The sequence below is a fragment of the Pseudomonas sp. WC2 genome, assembly GCF_050586545.1.
Lineage (GTDB): Bacteria > Pseudomonadota > Gammaproteobacteria > Pseudomonadales > Pseudomonadaceae > Aquipseudomonas.
Genome location: NZ_JBOBDR010000012.1, coordinates 75,585 through 93,424 on the forward strand (window position 1 = coordinate 75,585; position 17,840 = coordinate 93,424).

General features: G+C 59.5%; 17 protein-coding genes. 9 read left to right on the forward strand and 8 right to left on the reverse strand.

Going from position 1 to position 17,840, the window contains the following annotated elements:
* Positions 1-333: 333 nt before the first annotated feature.
* The 7 genes from ACQ4OE_RS16210 (at position 334) to ACQ4OE_RS16240 (ending at position 8,095) form a co-directional block, all read left to right on the forward strand.
* Positions 334-1,467, forward strand: coding sequence for an ABC transporter substrate-binding protein (locus ACQ4OE_RS16210; protein WP_008078283.1), 1,134 nt, complete (start codon positions 334-336; stop codon positions 1,465-1,467).
* A gap of 241 nt (positions 1,468-1,708) precedes the next feature.
* Complete coding sequence (locus ACQ4OE_RS16215) at positions 1,709-2,623, forward strand: ABC transporter permease subunit (RefSeq protein WP_008078282.1); 915 nt, start codon at positions 1,709-1,711, stop codon at positions 2,621-2,623.
* Positions 2,624-2,626: 3 nt separating this feature from the next.
* Positions 2,627-3,928, forward strand: coding sequence for a high-affinity branched-chain amino acid ABC transporter permease LivM (gene livM / locus ACQ4OE_RS16220; protein ID WP_122593784.1), 1,302 nt, complete (start codon positions 2,627-2,629; stop codon positions 3,926-3,928).
* Positions 3,925-4,797: an ABC transporter ATP-binding protein gene (locus ACQ4OE_RS16225; protein ID WP_034151617.1), complete on the forward strand. Its 873-nt coding sequence runs from the start codon at positions 3,925-3,927 to the stop codon at positions 4,795-4,797. Before livM ends, ACQ4OE_RS16225 begins: the two co-directional genes overlap by 4 nt.
* Entirely contained in the window at positions 4,794-5,510 is a 717-nt protein-coding gene (locus ACQ4OE_RS16230) for an ABC transporter ATP-binding protein (RefSeq protein ID WP_122593782.1), read from the forward strand. The genes ACQ4OE_RS16225 and ACQ4OE_RS16230 overlap by 4 nt, the downstream gene beginning before the upstream one ends.
* Before the next feature lie 739 nt (positions 5,511-6,249).
* Positions 6,250-7,014 (forward strand): SDR family oxidoreductase, encoded by a 765-nt coding sequence (locus ACQ4OE_RS16235; RefSeq protein ID WP_430947207.1) that lies wholly within the window; start codon positions 6,250-6,252, stop codon positions 7,012-7,014.
* 175 nt (positions 7,015-7,189) lie between these two features.
* Positions 7,190-8,095 (forward strand): cation diffusion facilitator family transporter, encoded by a 906-nt coding sequence (locus tag ACQ4OE_RS16240; RefSeq protein WP_430947208.1) that lies wholly within the window; start codon positions 7,190-7,192, stop codon positions 8,093-8,095.
* A gap of 137 nt (positions 8,096-8,232) precedes the next feature.
* Here the strand turns inward: ACQ4OE_RS16240 and ACQ4OE_RS16245 are convergent, their stop codons facing one another.
* The 7 genes from ACQ4OE_RS16245 to ACQ4OE_RS16275 form a co-directional block, all read right to left on the reverse strand.
* Positions 8,233-9,366, reverse strand: coding sequence for an AGE family epimerase/isomerase (locus ACQ4OE_RS16245; RefSeq protein ID WP_430947209.1), 1,134 nt, complete (start codon positions 9,364-9,366; stop codon positions 8,233-8,235).
* A 180-nt stretch (positions 9,367-9,546) separates the two neighbouring features.
* Positions 9,547-10,119, reverse strand: a complete 573-nt coding sequence (locus ACQ4OE_RS16250) for a HupE/UreJ family protein (protein WP_430947210.1) — start codon at positions 10,117-10,119, stop codon at positions 9,547-9,549.
* A 27-nt stretch (positions 10,120-10,146) separates the two neighbouring features.
* The gene (gene ureG / locus ACQ4OE_RS16255) at positions 10,147-10,761 is read right to left on the reverse strand and encodes an urease accessory protein UreG (RefSeq protein WP_053116815.1); all 615 of its coding nucleotides are present in this window, start codon (positions 10,759-10,761) and stop codon (positions 10,147-10,149) included.
* 11 nt (positions 10,762-10,772) lie between these two features.
* Complete coding sequence (locus ACQ4OE_RS16260; protein WP_430947211.1) at positions 10,773-11,447, reverse strand: urease accessory protein UreF; 675 nt, start codon at positions 11,445-11,447, stop codon at positions 10,773-10,775.
* Positions 11,444-11,944: an urease accessory protein UreE gene (gene ureE, locus ACQ4OE_RS16265; protein WP_095121871.1), complete on the reverse strand. Its 501-nt coding sequence runs from the start codon at positions 11,942-11,944 to the stop codon at positions 11,444-11,446. Before ureE ends, ACQ4OE_RS16260 begins: the two co-directional genes overlap by 4 nt.
* Positions 11,945-12,180: 236 nt before the next feature.
* The gene (locus ACQ4OE_RS16270; protein WP_122593770.1) at positions 12,181-12,813 is read right to left on the reverse strand and encodes a TetR family transcriptional regulator; all 633 of its coding nucleotides are present in this window, start codon (positions 12,811-12,813) and stop codon (positions 12,181-12,183) included.
* A 154-nt stretch (positions 12,814-12,967) separates the two neighbouring features.
* Positions 12,968-13,474: a hypothetical protein gene (locus ACQ4OE_RS16275; RefSeq protein ID WP_430947212.1), complete on the reverse strand. Its 507-nt coding sequence runs from the start codon at positions 13,472-13,474 to the stop codon at positions 12,968-12,970.
* A 385-nt stretch (positions 13,475-13,859) separates the two neighbouring features.
* On the opposite strand from ACQ4OE_RS16275, the gene ACQ4OE_RS16280 reads away from it, so the two are divergent.
* Complete coding sequence (locus ACQ4OE_RS16280; RefSeq protein ID WP_430947213.1) at positions 13,860-15,935, forward strand: AsmA family protein; 2,076 nt, start codon at positions 13,860-13,862, stop codon at positions 15,933-15,935.
* Positions 15,936-16,153: 218 nt separating this feature from the next.
* Here ACQ4OE_RS16280 and ACQ4OE_RS16285 read toward each other — a convergent pair whose 3' ends face one another.
* Positions 16,154-16,687, reverse strand: coding sequence for a ferritin-like domain-containing protein (locus ACQ4OE_RS16285; RefSeq protein WP_430947214.1), 534 nt, complete (start codon positions 16,685-16,687; stop codon positions 16,154-16,156).
* Between the two features lie 264 nt (positions 16,688-16,951).
* Here ACQ4OE_RS16285 and ACQ4OE_RS16290 point away from each other — a divergent pair, with 264 nt between their 5' ends.
* A complete protein-coding gene (locus tag ACQ4OE_RS16290) occupies positions 16,952-17,830 on the forward strand; it encodes an alpha/beta fold hydrolase (protein ID WP_430947215.1) in 879 nt (292 codons plus the stop codon).
* Positions 17,831-17,840: the final 10 nt, after the last annotated feature.

Below are 17,840 nucleotides of genomic sequence, written 5' to 3' on the forward strand. Positions count from 1 at the left end.
ATGCAGCGACTAGCCTGTAATGGTGCGGGTTGTAGCAGTCCCGCACCAGCAGTGTGCAGTTCGGTGACGCGGGCTGTTACAGGCTGGTTGCACGTCGTTTGGCGCCGCGGTTGCAATGATGGCGCGCGCGGGTTGCGCCTGAAAAAATAAATGGTTTCACCTTCCGCGGTTTAGACGGTTGCACGCCCAATGAAAATGGGAACGAAACAGTCGAAATAACAAGAAAGCAGCGACTTTTTGAAGAATAAAAAACCGATGGCACGGGCCTTGCTCTGAGCTTTCAGTGAAGTGAAGTCGCAGTGCCAACTAAAAAAAACCTTGGAGCACCACCTCATGTCCCAGACGTTTTACAAGAAAGGCTTTCTGGCCCTCGCAGTGGCTACTGCGTTGGGTGTTTCTGCGTTTGCTCAGGCTGACATCAAAATCGGTGTAGCGGGTCCAATGACGGGCGCCAACGCGGCATTTGGCGAGCAGTACATGAAGGGTGCACAGGCAGCGGCTGACGCGGTCAACGCGGCAGGTGGCGTCAACGGGGAAAAAATCGTACTGGTCAAAGGCGATGACGCCTGCGAGCCGAAGCAGGCTGTGACGGTCGCCAAGGACCTGGTCAACCAGAAAGTCGCTGGCGTCGTCGGTCACTTCTGCTCTTCTTCGACCATTCCAGCGTCGGAAATCTACGACGAAGCCGGCGTGATTGCGATCACTCCAGGTTCCACCAACCCGCAAGTGACCGAGCGCGGCCTCAGCGCCATGTTCCGTATGTGCGGGCGTGACGACCAGCAGGGCATCGTCGCCGGCGACTACATCGTCGACGTGCTCAAAGGCAAAAAGGTTGCCGTGCTGCACGACAAGGACACCTACGGCCAAGGCCTGGCGGACGCCACCAAGGCACAGCTTGAGAAGCGTGGCGTGAAGCCGGTGCTGTACGAAGGCCTGACCCGTGGCGAGAAAGACTTCAGCGCCGTGGTCACCAAGATTCGTGCGGCCGGTGCCGACGTCGTCTACTTCGGCGGCCTGCACCCGGAAGCCGGTCCTCTGGTTAAACAACTGCGTACCGAAGGCCTGAAAGACGTGAAGTTCATGTCCGACGACGGCATCGTTACCGACGAGCTGGTGACCACCGCTGGCGGCCCACAATACGTCGACGGCGTGCTGATGACCTTCGGCGCCGACCCGCGCATGCTGCCGGAAAGTAAAACCGTCGTGGATGCCTTCCGCAAGGCTGGCACCGAGCCTGAAGGCTACACCCTGTACGCCTACGCGTCGGTTCAGACCCTGGCGGCCGCCTTCAATGGCGCCAAGTCCAACAGTGGCGAGAAAGCCGCCGAATGGCTGAAAGCCAACCCGGTGAAAACCGTGATGGGCGAGAAAGCCTGGGACAAGAAGGGCGACCTGAAAGTCTCCGACTACGTGGTGTACCAGTGGGACGCGACTGGCAAATATCACCAGCTGGAAAAACAGAAGTAAGGGCTGACGCGATCAGTTGATCCCCACCGATCCAATGTGGGAGCGAGCCTGCTCGCGAAGACGGAATGACTGCCAACACATGTGTTGAATGATCGACCGCATTCGCGAGCAGGCTCGCTCCCACAGGAACGGTGTGGGACGGGTGGATCGTGGCTGACATTGCTCCGACGTAAATCTGTATTTTCCCTAGAAGAGCCGCCCATCCACAGGTGGGCAGGTTCTCACTGCGTGAGATTGCGTTATGGATGGTATTTTCCTGCAGCAACTGGTCAACGGCCTGACCCTCGGGTCGGTCTACGGCCTGATCGCCATCGGCTACACAATGGTCTACGGCATCATCGGCATGATCAACTTCGCCCACGGCGAGGTTTACATGATTTCCGCTTACCTGGCGGCAATCAGTCTGGCTCTGCTGGCTTACTTCGGTATCGAATCTTTCCCGCTGCTGATGCTCGGCACACTGATCTTCACCATCGTCGTCACCGCGGTGTATGGCTGGGTCATTGAGCGAGTCGCCTACAAACCCCTGCGCAACTCCACCCGACTGGCTCCGCTGATCAGCGCCATCGGTATTTCCCTGATCCTGCAGAACTATGCGCAGATCAGCCAGGGCGCCCGCCAACAGGGTGTGCCAACGCTGCTCACTGGCGCCTGGCGCGTCGACATCGGCACCGGTTTCGTTCAGCTCACCTACACCAAGATCTTCATCCTGGTAGCCGCATTCGTCGGCATGGGGCTGCTGACTTACGTCATCAAGTACACCAAGCTCGGCCGCATGTGCCGCGCCACTCAGCAAGACCGCAAGATGGCCTCGATTCTGGGGATCAACACCGACCGCGTGATCTCTTACGTGTTCATCATCGGTGCAGCGATGGCGGCGTTGGCCGGCGTGCTGATCACCATGAACTACGGCACGTTCGACTTCTATGCCGGCTTCGTCATCGGCATCAAGGCGTTCACTGCCGCGGTGCTCGGCGGGATCGGTTCTCTGCCGGGCGCGATGCTGGGCGGGATCATCCTCGGCATCTCCGAGTCGCTCTTCTCCGGTCTGGTCAACTCCGACTACAAAGACGTGTTCAGCTTCTCGCTGCTCGTACTTGTTCTGGTCTTCCGGCCGCAAGGCCTGTTGGGCCGTCCTCTTGTGTCGAAGGTGTAAGCGATGTCTTCAACCACTAAAAAAACCATCGATATCAAAAAAAGCCTGGTTGAGGCGATTCTGGCAGGCCTGATTGCCCTGATCGTATTCGGGCCGATTGTCGGCGTCGTTCTTGAGGGTTACAGCTTCAACCTTGAGCCGACTCGCGTGGCGTGGCTGATCGGCATTGTCATGATCGGCCGTTTTGCGCTGAGCCTGTTCCTGCAGACGCCCAAGGGCCTGAAGATTCTCGACGGATTCGAGAGCACCGGTTCCGGCGTGCATGTGTTGCCGGCCGATCACAAATCACGCCTGCGCTGGATCATCCCGCTGATGATTGTGCTGGCCGTGATCGTGCCGTTCGTTTCCAACTCCTACCTGCTGGGCGTGGTCATTCTCGGGTTGATCTACGTGCTGCTGGGGTTGGGGCTGAACATTGTGGTCGGTCTGGCGGGTCTGCTCGACCTTGGTTATGTGGCGTTTTACGCCATCGGTGCCTACGGCCTGGCGCTGGGTTATCAATACCTCGGCCTGGGTTTCTGGACTGTGCTGCCGCTGGCGGCGATCACCGCTGGCCTGGCCGGTTGCATCCTCGGTTTCCCGGTGCTGCGTCTGCATGGCGACTACTTGGCGATCGTGACCTTGGGCTTCGGTGAAATCATTCGTCTGATCCTCAACAACTGGTTGTCGCTGACTGGCGGCCCGAACGGCATGCCGGCGCCATTGCCGACGTTCTTCGGTCTGGAGTTCGGTAAGCGGGCGAAGGACGGCGGGGTGCCGTTCCACGAGTTCTTCGGCATCGCCTACAACCCGGACGTGAAGTATTACTTCATCTACGCAGTGTTGTTCCTCGTGGTGCTGGCCGTGCTGTACATCAAACATCGTCTGGTGAAGATGCCGGTCGGTCGTGCGTGGGAAGCCTTGCGCGAAGATGAAATCGCCTGCCGCTCGATGGGCCTCAACCATGTGCTGGTCAAGCTTTCGGCGTTCACTATCGGTGCGTCGACCGCAGGTCTGGCCGGGGTGTTTTTCGCGACTTACCAAGGTTTCGTCAACCCGACATCGTTCACCTTCTTTGAATCCGCGTTGATCCTCGCCATCGTCGTGCTCGGCGGCATGGGTTCGACCATCGGTGTGGTGATCGCTGCGTTCGTGCTGACGGTTGCCCCGGAACTGCTGCGCGGCTTCGCCGAATATCGTGTGCTGCTGTTCGGCATCCTGATGGTGTTGATGATGATCTGGCGACCACGCGGGCTGATCCGCATCAGCCGTACCGGGGTCACTCCACGCAAAGGTGCCATTCACTATGAGAGGACTGCGCCATGAGTGAGGTCGTACTCTCTGTTGAAAAACTGATGATGCATTTCGGTGGCATCAAGGCCTTGAGCGATGTCAGCCTGAAGGTCAAACGCAACTCGATCTTCGCCCTGATCGGCCCCAACGGCGCCGGCAAGACCACCGTGTTCAACTGCCTCACCGGTTTCTACAAAGCCTCCGGTGGCAAGATCGAACTCAACGTGCGCGGCCAGCAGACCAACGTCATCCAGCTGCTGGGCGAGTCGTTCAAACCGACCGACTTCGTCTCGCCGAAATCTTTCCTTAGTCGTCTGTATTACAAGATGTTCGGCGGCACCCATCTGGTGAACCGTGCAGGCCTGGCCCGAACCTTCCAGAACATTCGCTTGTTCAAGGAAATGTCGGTGCTGGAAAACCTGCTGGTGGCGCAGCACATGTGGGTCAACCGCAACATGCTCGCCGGCATCCTCAACACCAAGGGCTACCGCAAGGCGGAGAGCGACGCGCTGGATGTCGCGTTCTACTGGCTGGAAGTGGTCGATCTGGTGGACTGTGCCAACCGTCTCGCCGGTGAACTCTCGTACGGCCAACAGCGCCGTCTGGAGATCGCTCGGGCGATGTGCACGCGGCCGCAGATCATCTGCCTCGACGAACCGGCCGCCGGCCTCAACCCTCAGGAAACCGAAGCGCTGAGCGCGATGATCCGGCTGCTGCGCGACGAGCACGATCTGACCGTGGTGCTGATCGAACACGACATGGGCATGGTTATGAGCATTTCCGACCACATCGTGGTGCTGGACCACGGCATCGTCATCGCTGAAGGCGGGCCTGAAGCGATTCGTAACGACCCGAAAGTGATTGCCGCCTACCTGGGCGCCGACGAAGAGGAGCTGGTATGACGCAACCGATCCTCGAACTCAAAGACCTCGACGTGTTCTACGGACCGATCCAGGCGCTCAAGGGTGTTTCGCTGCAGATCAACGAGGGGGAAACCGTCAGCCTGATCGGCTCCAACGGCGCCGGGAAATCGACGTTGCTGATGTCGATCTTCGGCCAGCCACGGGCGGCGGGCGGGCAGATCATTTATCAAGGCGTCGACATTACCCACAAGTCCTCGCACTACATCGCCTCCAACGGCATTGCGCAGTCGCCGGAAGGCCGGCGGGTGTTCCCCGACATGACCGTCGAGGAAAACCTCTTGATGGGCACCATCCCGATTGGCGACAAGTACGCCAAAGAGGACATGCAGCGTATGTTCACGCTGTTTCCACGGCTTGAAGAGCGGCGCACGCAGCGGGCGATGACCATGTCCGGTGGTGAGCAGCAGATGCTCGCGATTGCTCGTGCGTTGATGAGTCGACCGAAGTTGTTGCTGCTCGATGAGCCGAGCCTTGGCCTGGCGCCGATCGTGGTGAAGCAGATCTTCGCGACCCTGCGGGAACTGGCGAAAACCGGCATGACGATCTTCCTCGTCGAGCAGAACGCCAATCATGCGCTTAAGTTGTCGGATCGGGCGTATGTGATGGTCAACGGCGAGATTCGCCTCACAGGCACCGGCAAGGAGTTGTTGGTGAACGAGGAGGTGCGTAACGCTTATCTGGGCGGGCATTGATTCTTCTGCGTCATACACAGCCCCGGCGACGCAAGTCCCCGGGGCTTTTTACATCCCGGCCCCACAGGTGAATTGTGGAATTTCCAGAATTGTGGAAAACAAATTCCCCATGCTGCCAAAGCGCGACATATAGACGCTGCAAATGGCTGTTTTTCCACGGTTTTGACTTGTCCCCGTTTGCTGTGGAGCTGGCTGTGAATAACATGGGTGTATCTGGCTGGACGCCTTATATTACGAGGCTTCCAGAGGCGTGGTTGTTTTTTGATCAGGCAGTTTTGCGGCGGTTGAAGTCGTTGTTGTCAACCTTTTTATGGGCGCGCTTACCGAGGCGATTATTGCTGGACAGGCCTGTGGATAAGTCTGTGACTAAACTCTGGAAAGACTCCGCTAAGGGCCGTAGTTACTGGCCTCGCGCAATCACTGTGTCCACCGATGGGTCGTGCAAAATGCCATGTCCCGCACACCTGCCGCTTCAGGGTCAAGCAAAAAACTTTCTATTTCGCCCGCAAAGCCTTGTGTGGCGCGGCTTTGCGCGTTTCCACTTGCCCCCGGAAACTGTGGAAGGGACTGTGGATAACATGCGTGCACATGGCTACAGGCCACGGTGGCTATGGCGTCGAAGAAGTTGATTGTTTTTTGTACAGCTTGTGGGTGTTGCCCGTGAGTGCGCGGGCGGGCATGCTGCCTGCTGATTTTCTATTCCAAGGGCTGCTCCGGCGGTCGAAGCAAGGAGAACACGATGTCCAACACCCTGTTTATCACCGGCGCAACGTCCGGATTTGGTGAAGCCTGCGCCCGCCGTTTTGCCGCGGATGGCTGGAAACTGGTGCTGACCGGCCGTCGTGAAGAACGCCTCAATGCGCTGTGCGCCGAATTGTCGAAGCAAACCGAAGTGCACGGCCTGGTGCTCGACGTGCGTGATCGCAAGGCGATGGAAGAGGCGATTACCAATCTGCCGCCGTCCTTCGCCAAGTTGCGTGGCCTGATCAACAACGCCGGCTTGGCCTTGGGCGTTGATCCTGCGCCGAAGTGCGATCTGGACGATTGGGACACCATGGTCGACACCAACGTCAAAGGCCTGATGTACGCCACCCGTCTGCTGCTGCCGCGTTTGATCGCCCATGGCCGTGGCGCCGGTATCGTCAACCTCGGCTCCATCGCCGGCAACTATCCGTATCCGGGCAGCCACATTTACGGCGCGACCAAGGCATTCGTTAAACAATTCTCGCTGAACCTGCGCTGCGACTTGCAGGGCACTGGCGTACGGGTCAGCAACATCGAGCCGGGTCTGTGCGAGAGCGAGTTCTCGCTGGTGCGTTTTGCCGGCGATCAGGAGCGTTACAACGCGACTTACGCCGGTGCCGAGCCGATCCAGCCGCAGGACATCGCCGAGACGATTTTCTGGGTGATGAACGCGCCGGCGCATATCAATATCAACAGCCTTGAGTTGATGCCGGTGAGCCAGACCTGGGCTGGTTTTGCCATTGAGCGTAATAAGGCTTGATACCGCATTGAGGCCATTCGCGAGCAAGCTCGCTCCCACATTGGAATGCATTTCAAAGTGGGAGCGAGCCTGCTCGCGAAGAGGTCAAAACGGCCAAAACATGGCGATAAGGTAAACTCCCCTCGCAACAACCCAACCGCACCCCGCGGTTTTCAAGGTTTTTCGAGGAGTTAAAGTGAGTAACCGAGGTGAGCAGGCACTGCTCAAACAATCGACCATTCTGATGTTGGCTGTGGCGATTGCCGGGATCGTCACCGGTTTTGTTTCTGGTTCGCAATCCATCCTGTTCGATGGTTTTTTCTCGCTGATCGCAACCTTTATCAAGGTCTTGATGCTGATCACCGCCAAGTTGATCGCCAAGGAAAGCAATCACCGTTTCCAGTTCGGCTTCTGGCACCTGGAACCCATGGTGTTGCTGATCGAAGGCAGTTTCCTGCTGCTGATCGCGATCTATGCGTTTCTCAACGGCGTGTTTGGCATCATCAACGGTGGTCGCGAGATCGAACTGGGGTTGGTGATCATCTATGCGGCGGTGTTTACCGTAGTCGAGTTCGCCTATTTTTTCTACGTGCGCCGGCGTAACCGCAAGCTCAAATCCAGCCTGATCCAGTTCGACAACATCAGTTGGCTGGTGGACGCGATGCTGTCCGTGGGCCTGTTGATCAGTTTCCTTGCGGCGCTGCTGCTCAAGTCTCAGGGCTATGGCGAGTGGGCGGCCTACGTCGACCCGTTGATTCTCATTGTGCTGGCGCTGACCATGCTGCCGCCGGCGTTCAAGATCCTCGGCCCGGCGCTACGCGATGTACTCGGTATTGCGCCGGACACGCTGGATGATCAGGTGCGCCAGGTGATGGAGGCGGCAAAGGTCGAGCATGGTTTCGACGACTACGTGTCGTACGTGCAGAAGCACGGACGGGCGCGGTTTATCGAGATTCATGTGGTGTTGCCGGCCGACTATGCGCTGAGCCATGTCGGGCAACTGGATGCCTTGCGCGAAGAGATTTCGTCGAAGCTGGGCAAGGCGGATGCGGCGCGGTGGTTGACCATCAGCTTTACTGGCGACAAGAAGTGGATTGCCTAGCGACCGCATAACGGCTAATCGTCGGATCGCCGCCCGGAGCAGGCTCACTCCCACAGTCGATTTGTGCTGCCCACAAATAGTGTGTTCGGCGCAGTTTCAATGTGGGAGCGAGCCTGCTCGCGAAAGCGATTTATAAATCAGCGAAGATATTCAGCAATGCCGCTATAGCAAGTCGCCAAGTGATACGGGGTGGTCGAAGGCATGTCCTTGCGACTGACTTCACCCAATTCATCCCGGCACTCATACCAGCCACCCGCATGCAGAAACCGCTGCTGCAACGCCTGCAACTGGCGCAGCACCACCGCTTCACTGCCCTGACGCAAGGTCAGCGCACGCAGATATTCAGCCTGCGCCCAGATCCGTTGGGTCGAATCTCGTGGGCGTCCGTCGGTTTCCAGATCAAGCATCGCCCGCACCGCGCCGGATGCCTGCACAACTCCATATTGCTCGGTGAACGCAAACGCCCTATCTAGCGCGGCATGCAGTTTCGAACCACGCAGCAACCCTGACGATTCGAGCAGGAAATACCACTCGAACTGATGCCCCGGCTCGTACCAGTTATCCACAGCACCGAGCGGCTTCTCCATCAACACGCCGTATTGCGGATCGACGAACTGCTTGTGCATGGCTGTGCATAACTCCAGCAGCGCCTTCTGCGTCTGGGCATCTTCGCGCACCGCCAAGGTGGCGAGGAAGGCCTCGGCCAGGTGCATCAACGGGTTCTGCAGTGGCCCGGTTTCGAGGGTGATCCAGTCGCGATTCAGGCACGCTTCGTACAGGCCGTCACCGGTGGCAAAGCGCCGACCAATGATTTCCAGCGCCGCATTCAGGGTCGACTCAACCAGCGGATCGCCGGACTTCGCCCAATAATGTGCGCAGGCGAACAGGATGAAGGCGTGGGTGTAGAGATCCTTGCGCTGATCCAGCGGCTTGCCGTGGGCGTCGATGCTGTAGAACCAGCCGCCATGCTCGGCATCATGGAAGTGCCGTTGCAGCGAACGAAACAGCGCGGCGGCGCGGACATCAGCGTTATCCACAACCCCGATCAGACTGGAAAACAGGTACAGCTGCCGTGCGCAGGCCATTGCGCGATAGCGCTGCGCTGGCAACGGCACATGCGCGGCGTCCAGCGCCTCGTAGGGCAGAGCCAAGTCGGCGTTCCAGCCCGGGCCTTGCCAAAGGGGCACGATCACGTTGACGAAGTGCTGTTGCACAGCGCCGAACAGGGCGGTCAATTCAGGCAGGGCGGTGGAGCGGGAAGCGTGGGGCATGGGCGGACGTCGTCACGGCTGGGGCGATTGCGCGACATGGTAGCAGAGCGGCGGCCTTTAGAGACGCGGTGTCTGTCAGTCCGCCTTCGCGAGCAGGCTCGCTCCCACAGTGGATTTGCAGCGTACACAAAACTGTGAGAGCGAGCCTGCTCGCGAAGAGGTAAGTTCAGACAATACAAACTAGCCCGCGAGCAACCAGGCACCAGTCACCGCCGAAGCCGCGCCTGCCAGTCGCACCAACGGCGCAGCCGCCTGCGGCAGGAAACGCACCACCGCATAACCCGCGGCATGCAACGCAGCCGTCGCCGCAACAAACCCGGCGGCATACGCCCAAGGACTGCTCATCTCCGGCAGCTCCAAGCCATGCGCCACCCCATGGAACAACGCAAACACCGCCGTCGCCACCACCGCCATCAGCAAAGGCGGACGCACCGCCAATGCCACCGCCAGACCCAGCGCCAGCACGGAAGCGGCAATCCCGCCTTCCAGTGCCGGCAATTCCAGCCCTTCAAAACCCAGCATGCCGCCCATCAGCATGGTGCCGACAAACGTGCATGGCAGCGCCCAGCGCGCCGCGCCTTGCTGCTGCGCGGCCCACAAACCAACGGCGAGCATCGCCAACAGATGGTCGAGGCCACCGATGGGGTGGCTGATGCCGGCGATCAAACCGCTGTCGCCGTGCCCCGGGTGAGCGAAGGCCAGTGCCGGGGTCAGCAGCAGCGCCACGGCGCCGAGAATGCGTTTGAGTGTCATGAATAAGCTTCCTTGTTGAAAAGTGAATCAGGCTGCGGTCAGCAGGCCTTGGCGTTCGATGAAGGCGATGATGGCTTCAAGGCCCTGACCGGTTTTCTGGTTGCTGAAGACGAACGGCTTGCCGTTGCGCATGCGTTTTGTGTCGCTGTCCATCATCTCCAGCGAAGCGCCCACCAACGGCGCGAGGTCGATCTTGTTGATCACCAGCAGATCGGATTTGCAGATCCCCGGCCCGCCCTTGCGCGGCAGTTTGTCGCCGGCGGAAACGTCGATCACATAGATGGTCAGGTCAGACAATTCCGGGCTGAAGGTGGCCGAGAGGTTATCGCCGCCGGACTCCACCAGAATCAGATCCAGCCCCGGAAAGCGCCGGTTCAGTTGATCGACCGCTTCAAGGTTGATCGAGGCGTCTTCGCGGATCGCCGTGTGCGGGCAGCCGCCGGTTTCCACGCCGATGATCCGCTCCGGCGCGAGGGCTTCATTGCGCACAAGGAAATCAGCATCTTCGCGGGTGTAAATATCGTTGGTGACCACGGCGAGGTTGTAGCGCTCGCGCAGGGCCAGGCACAGGGCCAGGGTCAACGCGGTTTTGCCGGAACCGACCGGGCCGCCGATGCCGACGCGCAGAGGTTGTGTGTTCATGAATGTTTCTCCTAGGAGCGAAAGAGGCGGCTGTACTGGCGCTCGTGGGCCATGCACGCCAGGGACAGACCGAACGCGGCGCTGCCGATGTGTTCGGGATTGATTCGGGTCGCGTCCTGCTGCGCCTGTTGCAGTAACGGCAGCAATTCGCTGGTCAGGCGCTGGGCGGCTTGCTGGCCCAGCGGCAGGGTTTTCATCAATACGGCGAGCTGGTTTTCCAGCCAGCTCCATAACCAAGCGGCGAGGGCGTCTTGTGGGCTGATGCCCCAAGCGCGCGCGGCCAGCGCCCAGCACAGGGCCAGATGCGGTTCGCTGCATTGTTCGAGAAAACTTCGCGCGGACCCGTCGAGTTCCGGCAAGCCGTTGAGCAATTGCTGCAACGAATAACCCATCTGCCGGCTCTCCAGATGCAACTCGCGGGTCTCGCGGCTGGCGCGATGGCTTTCACAGAGGATCAGCAACTCGCTCCAGTTTTCATCCGCCGCTGCTTGGCAATGCGCAAGCAACAACGGCGCTTCAAAGCGCGACAGATTCAAAAGCAACTGATCGCTGATCCAGCGCCGCGCGCTGTCCGGATTGTTCACGCGGCCGTTATCCACCGCCATTTCCAGGCCTTGCGAATAGCTGTAGCCGCCAATCGGCAATTGCGGACTGGCCAGGCGCAGCAGCGCCCAGGCCGGATTCACAGGCGTACGCCGAACTGATGGAGCTTCGGCGCGTAGTTGAAGTCTTCGTCGCCGTGTCGTGAATGGTGATGGCCGCCGCCATAAGCGCCGTGTTCCGGCTGGAACGGTGCTTCGATGGCTTCGACCTGCGCGCCGAGTTGTTCGAGCATGGCTTTGAGCACGTAATCGTCGAGCAGACGCAGCCAGCCATCGCCGACTTGCAGGGCGACGTGGCGATTGCCCAGGTGATAAGCCGCGCGAGTCAGTTCGAACGCATTGGCGCAGGTGACGTGCAGCAGTTGCTCGGGACGGGCGCAGACGCGGACGATTCGGCCGTCTTCGGCCTGCAGGCATTCGCCGTCAAACAGCGGCGGCTGACCGCGCTCCAAAAACAACCCGACGTCTTCGCCCTCGGCACTGAAACAGCGCAAACGGCTTTTGCTCCGCGCTTCGAAGGTCAGGTGCAACTCGGCGGCCCAGACGGGTTGAGGGTCGATTCTGCGGTGAATCACCAGCATCGGAAAACTTCCAGCAGTGGACAATGATTGGTCTAGAGCAAGGGCCTTGCCAATTGGACGGGATGTAGGAAATCCCTGTCGGAGTGCGCTGGATGTTTCAAGAAGTCGGGTGAATATGGAAGGTTTTGGTGCGTGAAGAATTTTTTATGCACCAAATGGAGGCTGATGCGCCGAACCAAATGTGGGAGCGAGCTCGCTCCCACAGGGGGAATTTGTTGTGTCAGTAATAAGGGGAATTACTCGGTACTGCCTAGCCCTTGCCAATGCTTGAGGCCAATAAAGATAAAGCGCAGTTGCTGGGTGATCTTCGCCTGCGGCGTCAGATGCTCCGGCAGCGCTTCAGCGGGCGGATCGATGATGTCGGGGAGGGTGGCGAACACCGATTTGACGATCAGGTCAGCCATCACGCTCAGGCCGTCGGCATCCAGGTGCTGCAGCTTGGGCATCATCGTCAGGTCGGACGCCAGGTCGGAGCTGATGTTTTCGCGCAGTCGCCCGATTGCCTGACGCACCCGCAGCGAGCCGCCGTACTGCTCGCGAGCGAGAAACAGGAATTGCGAACGATTGGCGCTGACCACATCCAGAAAAATCCGCACTGACGCATCGATGATGCCGCCCATGACGAATTCGTTGTGCCGCACCAAGCGGATGGTTTCGCGAAAGGTCTGGCCGACTTCACTGACCAGCACCAGGCCCAGCTCATCCATATCGGCAAAGTGACGGTAGAAACCAGTGGGCACGATGCCGGCGGTTTTCGACACTTCGCGCAGGCTCAGGCTGCCGAATCCTCGGCCGCTTTCCATCAGGTGGCGGGCAGCGTCCATCAGGGCGTTGCGGGTCTGTTGCTTCTGTTCGGCGCGGGGCAGCATCGCAGGAAGTGTTCTTCGGCAGGACAAGCGCCGCACTCTAGCAAATCGGCTTTGTCGGCGTCGAACGGGAGGGCATGCAGCGAGGATTTCAGAGGGGCAGAAAAGTCAAAAGCCCAATCCGGGGATTGGGCTTTTTTTCGAGGCCGCCATGGGCTTAGCTCAATTTGCTGTTGCGTTCGATTACACGGTCACCACCACCTTCGGCAAGGGTTTGGCCTTGTGGGGTGCGGTCGCTGCCGTCAGAAGCCAGGGTTTGACCTTGTGGAGTGCGGTCGCTGCCATCGGATGCGAGGGTCTGGCCTTGTGGCGTGCGGTCGCTACCGTCGGACGCCAGGGTCTGGCCTTGTGGGGTGCGATCGGAACCGTCTTGAACCAGACCTTTCTCTTCGAGGCGATCACGGCCACCTTCGGCTACGGTTTGGCCTTGTGGCGTCTTGTCATAGCCGTCTTGCACCAGACCTTTTTCTTCCAGACGATTCCGGCCGTTTTCAGCCAGAGTCTGACCTTGTGGAGTGCGGTCGCTGCCGTCGGAAGCTACGGTTTGGCTGAATACCGAGTGGCTGGATTTCACTTGCGGAGTGGCTTGTTCAGCAGCCGGCAGGGCAAATGCAGTACTGGCTAGCATTGAAAGGGTAAGGCTGAGCAGTAATTGGCGTTTCATGATGGGATGCTCCTTGGGAGGGCGATAAAGTGGGTACGAGGGCAATGCTACTCTCGATAAGTCGATATAAAAGTTCATAAACGCAATGGTAATAATCAACAGAATTGATTGTTCTGTCGGGAGGCTCTAGGTCGCGGCTTTCCGGGCGACGGTTTTGCACCGTGGTGGGTATTTTCGACTCACTCGCGCCTCGCAAATGTGCGGGCCGCGGTAACGCTGTTCGACTGATCGGTCAGATTTCACCCGGATTTTTGCGCCTTAATCGGACTTTCGATTAAACCTGCGGGCCGTTTGCCAGTCACAGAATTCATAGGGGCCGCATTGGCCCGCCGTTTCAGCCGTTCGCCGCGATATTGGCTGGCGGTCGTGATCAGGAGCTTTGTGCATGACGCGCACTGGAAAAATCTTCAGCTGGACCTTCGCCATCCTCGTGCTGCTACTGGCCGTGCTGGTATTGATCATCGTGTTCTTCGACTGGAACCGGATCAAACCGCCGCTCAACGCCAAAGTCTCCGAAGAGTTGCATCGACCGTTTGCCATCAATGGCAACCTCGCGGTGATCTGGCAGCGTGAGCCGGACGAAGGCGGCTGGCGGGCGTGGGTGCCGTGGCCGCATGTGGTCGCCGAGGACCTGAGCCTGGGCAACCCGGACTGGTCGAAGAAACCGCAGATGGTCACGCTCAAACGTGTCGAGTTGCGCATTTCGCCGTTGGCCTTGCTCGCGCAACGGGTGGTGATTCCGCGCATTGACCTGACCGAACCGAACGCCGACCTGCAACGTCTGGCCGATGGCCGCGCGAACTGGACGTTCAAATTCGATCCGAAAGACCCGAATGCCGAACCGTCGAACTGGGTGGTCGACATCGGCGCCATCGGTTTCGACAAGGGCCACGTCACCCTCGACGATCAAACTCTCAAAACCAATCTGGATGTATTGATCGATCCGCTGGGCAAGCCTATTCCTTACAGCGACATCGTCGGCGCCAAAGCGGCGAAAACCGCGCAGGACAAGGGCGGTGCGCCGCAGGATTATGCGTTTGCCCTGAAGGTCAAAGGCCAATATCACGCGCAGAACCTTACCGGTCAGGGCAAGATCGGCGGCTTGCTGGCATTGCAGGACGCGAGCAAACCCTTCCCGTTGCAGGCGCAGGCAAAAATCGGCGACACCAGCATCGAACTGGCCGGCACGCTGACTGATCCGTTGAACCTTGGCGCCCTCGATCTGCGCCTGAAACTGGCCGGCGCCAGCCTCGGCAATCTCTACCCGCTGACCGGTGTGACGCTGCCGGACACGCCGCCGTATTCCACCGACGGTCACCTGATCGCCAAGCTGCATGACGCCGGCGGGGCGAAATTCACCTATGAGCAATTCAACGGCAAGATCGGCAGCAGTGACATTCATGGTGACCTGACCTTCGTCGCCAGCCAGCCACGGCCAAAACTCAGCGGCGCGCTGCTCTCGAACCAACTGCTGTTCGCTGACCTCGCACCGCTGATCGGCGCCGACTCCAATGACAAGCAAAAGGCTCGCGGCGGCGAGAGCAAGCAGCCGGCGGACAAAGTGCTGCCCGTGGAAGAATTCAAAACCGACCGCTGGCGCACGATGGACGCCGACGTCGAATTCACCGGCAAGCGCATCGTGCACAGCGAGAAGCTGCCGTTCACCGACCTTTATACCCATCTGAAACTCAACGACGGCGAACTGAGCCTGGAGCCGCTGCGCTTCGGCGTGGCCGGTGGCAACCTTGATGCGCAGATCCGCCTCAACGGCCGTACCGAACCGCTGGAAGGCCGGGCCAAACTGACTGCGCGGCGGTTCAAGCTCAAAGAGTTGTTCCCGACTTTTGAACCGATGAAAACCAGTTTCGGTGAGCTTAATGGCGACGCGGATATCAGCGGTCGCGGCAACTCAGTGGCGAAGCTGCTGGGCGGGGCCAACGGCAAACTGAAGATGTTGATCAATGACGGCGCTATCAGCCGCGAGCTAATGGAACTGGCTGGGCTCAACGTCGGTAACTACGTGGTCGGCAAGATTTTTGGCGACAAGGAAGTGAAGATCAATTGCGCCGCCGCTGACTTCGACATCAAGACCGGTCTGGCGACCACGCAGCTGTTTGTCTTCGATACCGAGAACGCGATCATCTACATCGACGGCACGGCGAACATGGCCACCGAGCAGCTGGATCTGACGGTGACGCCGGAATCGAAAGGCTGGCGTCTGATCTCCCTGCGCTCGCCGCTGTACGTGCGCGGCAAGTTCATCAAGCCGGATGCGGGCGTGAAGGCCGTGCCGTTGATGCTGCGCGGGGCGGGGATGGTTGCATTGGGCGTGATCGCTGCGCCGGCGGCGGGGTTGTTGGCGCTGGTGGCGCCGAGTGGCGGTGAGCCGAATCAGTGTGCGCCGTTGCTGGAGCAGATGAAGGCGGGCAAGGCGCCGGTTACCGTCAGACCGACTAAATAATCGGTCCCCGTTAGGGCCCCTTCGCGAGCAGGCTCGCTCCCACATTGAAATGCATCCCAATGTGGGAGCGAGCTTGCTCGCGAAGGCGGTTACCGATCGTTCCCACGCTCTGCGTGGGAATGCCTCAACGGACGCTCCGCGTTCGGCATAAAAAAGGCACGCAGAGCGTGCCGGGCTGCATTCCCACGCAGAGCGTGGGAACGATCAGTCATCAGGTATCAGAGGTCGTTCAGGATGTCAGCCATGTCATCGGCATGCTCTTCTTCCTGCGCGAGAATATCTTCGAAGATCCGCCGGGTTGTCGGGTCTTTCTCACCGATGTACTGGATGATTTCACGATAACTGTCGATGGCGATCCGCTCGGCCACCAAGTCTTCGTAGACCATCTCTTTGAGGGTATTCCCGGCCACGTATTGCGCGTGGGACATTTTCGACAGCAGGTCGGGATTGAATTCCGGCTCACCACCCAATTGCACGATGCGCTCGGCCAGACGGTCGGCGTGCTCGGCTTCCTGTTTGGCATGTTCGAGGAACTCTTCAGCGGCGACGTGGGCTTTTACGCCATTGGCCATGAAGTAGTGGCGCTTGTAGCGCAACACGCAGACCAGTTCGGTGGCCAGCGATTCGTTGAGCAAGCGCAGCACCTCTTCACGGTTGGCGCTGTAGCCCTCGGTGACGGCGCCGTTTTCGACGTGTTGGCGCGCACGATCGCGCAGTGTTTGGACATCTGACAGATGCAGGTCGTCGCTCATTTCAATCTCCTGGAGGCTAATCCGATGGGCGCCACGTTCTGCGGCCGTGGTCGCTACCCAAGTTGTGAGTCATGCGCGAAGCAAAAAGTTTTATCGGTTTTGCGCGACCCCGTTGCGTGCCGCCAAAGGGCGGTTTCACTGGGGCGGTGGCGGGGCCGGAGGGCCTGAAGTAGGCTGATGGTTGAGTTGTCATCATCAGGGAGGAGGCTTGGCGGGCGTTTTGCACGCCTTGTCTCCACTCACCGACCACAAGGATGTTTGCCCATGTCGACGCGTTATCCACTCGTTCTGGTGCCGGGCATGCTCGGGTTTATCCGGCTGGTGCTCTATCCGTATTGGTACGGGATCATCAAGGCATTGCGCCGTGGTGGTGCAACGGTGATCGCGGTGCAGGTTTCCCCGCTTAACTCGACCGAAGTGCGCGGCGAGCAGTTGCTGGCGCAGATCGATGAGATCTTGCGTGAGACTGGCGCAGCCAAGGTCAACCTGTTCGGCCACAGTCAGGGTTCATTGACGGCGCGCTATGCGGCGGCAAAACGGCCGGACCTGGTCGCCTCGGTGACGTCAGTGGCCGGCCCTAATCATGGATCGGAACTCGCCGACTATCTGCAAAAACACTATCCGGCAAACAGCGCCAAGGGCCGTCTGCTTGAGGCGTTGCTGCGTTTCGTCGGATGGCTGATGGCGTTGCTCGAGACCGGTTATCACGGGCCGAAATTGCCGGTGGATATTCACGCGTCGCACCAGTCGCTGACGACCGAGGGCGTCGCGCTGTTCAATCAGCGTTATCCACAGGGCCTGCCGGAAACCTGGGGCGGGCATGGGCCGGAAGAGGTCAACGGCGTGCGTTATTACTCGTGGTCGGGGACATTGCAGCCGGGCAAGACCGATCGTGGCGGCAATCTGTTTGACGGGACCAATCGAAGTTGCCGGTTGTTCGCGAAAACCTTCGTGCGCGAGCCGGGGCAGTGTGACGGCATGGTCGGACGCTACAGCTCGCACTTGGGCACGGTGATTGGCGATGACTATCCGCTGGATCACTTCGACATTGTTAACCAGTCGCTGGGGCTGGTGGGCAAAGGTGCGGATCCGGTGCGGCTGTTTGTCGAGCATGCGGCGCGGCTTGAGGCTGCGGGCCTTTAGGATCAAAAGA

Excerpts from the sequence above, each read along its gene's own strand:
- ACQ4OE_RS16210 (WP_008078283.1), top strand. The coding sequence starts at position 334 with ATGTCCCAGACGTTTTACAAGAAAGGCTTTCTGGCCCTCGCAGTGGCT.
- ACQ4OE_RS16215 (WP_008078282.1), top strand. The coding sequence starts at position 1,709 with ATGGATGGTATTTTCCTGCAGCAACTGGTCAACGGCCTGACCCTCGGG.
- livM (WP_122593784.1), top strand. The coding sequence starts at position 2,627 with ATGTCTTCAACCACTAAAAAAACCATCGATATCAAAAAAAGCCTGGTT.
- ACQ4OE_RS16225 (WP_034151617.1), top strand. The coding sequence starts at position 3,925 with ATGAGTGAGGTCGTACTCTCTGTTGAAAAACTGATGATGCATTTCGGT.
- ACQ4OE_RS16230 (WP_122593782.1), top strand. The coding sequence starts at position 4,794 with ATGACGCAACCGATCCTCGAACTCAAAGACCTCGACGTGTTCTACGGA.
- ACQ4OE_RS16235 (WP_430947207.1), top strand. The coding sequence starts at position 6,250 with ATGTCCAACACCCTGTTTATCACCGGCGCAACGTCCGGATTTGGTGAA.
- ACQ4OE_RS16245 (WP_430947209.1), bottom strand. The coding sequence starts at position 9,366 with ATGCCCCACGCTTCCCGCTCCACCGCCCTGCCTGAATTGACCGCCCTG.
- ACQ4OE_RS16250 (WP_430947210.1), bottom strand. The coding sequence starts at position 10,119 with ATGACACTCAAACGCATTCTCGGCGCCGTGGCGCTGCTGCTGACCCCG.
- ureG (WP_053116815.1), bottom strand. The coding sequence starts at position 10,761 with ATGAACACACAACCTCTGCGCGTCGGCATCGGCGGCCCGGTCGGTTCC.
- ureE (WP_095121871.1), bottom strand. The coding sequence starts at position 11,944 with ATGCTGGTGATTCACCGCAGAATCGACCCTCAACCCGTCTGGGCCGCC.
- ACQ4OE_RS16270 (WP_122593770.1), bottom strand. The coding sequence starts at position 12,813 with ATGCTGCCCCGCGCCGAACAGAAGCAACAGACCCGCAACGCCCTGATG.
- ACQ4OE_RS16275 (WP_430947212.1), bottom strand. The coding sequence starts at position 13,474 with ATGAAACGCCAATTACTGCTCAGCCTTACCCTTTCAATGCTAGCCAGT.
- ACQ4OE_RS16280 (WP_430947213.1), top strand. The coding sequence starts at position 13,860 with ATGACGCGCACTGGAAAAATCTTCAGCTGGACCTTCGCCATCCTCGTG.
- ACQ4OE_RS16285 (WP_430947214.1), bottom strand. The coding sequence starts at position 16,687 with ATGAGCGACGACCTGCATCTGTCAGATGTCCAAACACTGCGCGATCGT.
- ACQ4OE_RS16290 (WP_430947215.1), top strand. The coding sequence starts at position 16,952 with ATGTCGACGCGTTATCCACTCGTTCTGGTGCCGGGCATGCTCGGGTTT.